The sequence below is a fragment of the Streptomyces sp. NPDC031274 genome, from assembly GCF_055570235.1.
On the sequence record NZ_JBVIHP010000186.1, the window covers coordinates 1 to 1,582 of the forward strand.

2 protein-coding genes are annotated in these 1,582 nt (G+C 70.9%); one reads left to right on the plus strand and one right to left on the minus strand.

Going from position 1 to position 1,582, the window contains the following annotated elements:
- A partial coding sequence (locus ACZ5CR_RS44805) for a TetR/AcrR family transcriptional regulator (protein ID WP_468869322.1) occupies positions 1-525 on the minus strand: 525 nt, incomplete at its 3' end.
- Positions 526-731: 206 nt separating this feature from the next.
- On the opposite strand from ACZ5CR_RS44805, the gene ACZ5CR_RS44810 reads away from it, so the two are divergent.
- Positions 732-1,582, plus strand: an 851-nt coding sequence (locus tag ACZ5CR_RS44810; RefSeq protein ID WP_468869327.1) for an APC family permease, incomplete at its 3' end; no start/stop codon positions are given.

Consider the following 1,582-nt stretch of genomic DNA (forward strand, 5'->3'; position numbering starts at 1 on the left):
CGCGTCCAGGGCCCGCGCCAGCTCGGGCGTCGACGTCTCGTCCGGCAGCTCCCACATGGCCTCGGGCGCCGCCAGGTCGAGCGCCGAGCCGAGCACCAGGTTCTCCAGGGCGATGATCACCGGCATGACGTCGGCGAGGGCGAATCCGGCGCCGATCAGCAGCGTCACCGCGCGCTCGTACTGCTCAAGTACGCGGGGGGCGCGCACCGGTGAGGTCATGAGGAGCGGGATGACCTTGGGGTGGGCCGCGAAGGCGGCGCGGTAGGAGCGGGCCCAGGCGGAAAGGGACGCGTCCCAGGGGTGTCGCGGGTCGAGGGTGCTGGTGTCGATCGCCTCGCTCACCCGCTCGCGGAGCAGTTCCACGATGCCGTCGCGGCCGTCCACGTGGTGGTAGACCGAGCCGGTCTGCGCGCCGAGGTGCCTGGCGATCTGCGGGACGCTGAAGTCGCCCTTCTCGTCGATGAGGGCGAGCGCGGTCGTCGTGATGCGGTCCCTGTCGAGCAGGGGGGTGCGCGGCCGTCCCATGGTTCCTGGTCCCCGATTCTCTTCGGCTTCTCTTCCGCGGTTCTCTCCGCGGTTCCTCTTCTGCGGCGAAGTCTTCCCGAAAGCCTTACGAGAGGTTACATTGCGGAAACCGAAAGCCTTTAGGTTTCGGGGTCAAGCGGCCTACTCCCCGCCGCCTGAACCCCCGGGCCCCTGCCCCCGCCCGCCGCAGAAGGGCTTCCCTGCGCATGTCCGTCACCTCCTCAGAGCCGCCGTCCGCCGTGGGCGAGACCGCCGAGCCCACGCTCCGCAGCGGCTCCCTCGGCACCGCCGACATCGCCTTCTTCGTCGTCTCGGCCGCCGCCCCGCTCACCGTCATGGCGGGCGTCGCCCCCATCGCCATCTCCCTGGGCGGCATCGGCGCACCCGTCGGCTATCTGCTCGCCGGGATCACGCTCGCCGTCTTCGCCGTGGGCTTCACCGCGATGAGCCGCCACGTCCGCAGCGGCGGCGCCTTCTACGCGTACATCACACGCGGCCTCGGCCGCCCCGCCGGCATCGCCGCCGCGCTGCTCGCCATGCTGGGCTACAACGGCATGGAGATCGGCGTCTACGGACTCCTGGGCACCGCCACGCAGGACACTGCCCACGCCCTGTTCGGCGCGGACATTCCCTGGCTCCCGGTGTCCCTCGCCGGGCTGCTCCTGATCTGGTACGCCGGATACCGCTCGATCGACTTCGGCGCGAAGCTGCTCGGTGTGCTGCTCGTCGCCGAGACCGGGATCCTGGTGCTGCTCGCGGGCGGCGTCCTGATCAAGGGAGGCGGCACGGAGGGGCTGAGCCTGGACGGCTTCGCCCCGGGGAACGTCTTCGTCCCCGGCACGGCTGCCGTACTCGCCTTCGCCTTCGCCGCGTTCACCGGATTCGAGTCGACCGTCATCTACCGGCGGGAGGCACGGAATCCCGACCGGACGGTGCCGCGCGCGACGTACATCGCGGTGGCGTTCCTCGGGCTCTTCTACGCCTTCGTCGTCTGGACGGTGATCCAGGCCTTCGGCGATGAGGCGGTGGTGAAGGCGGCCGGATCGGACCCGGCGGG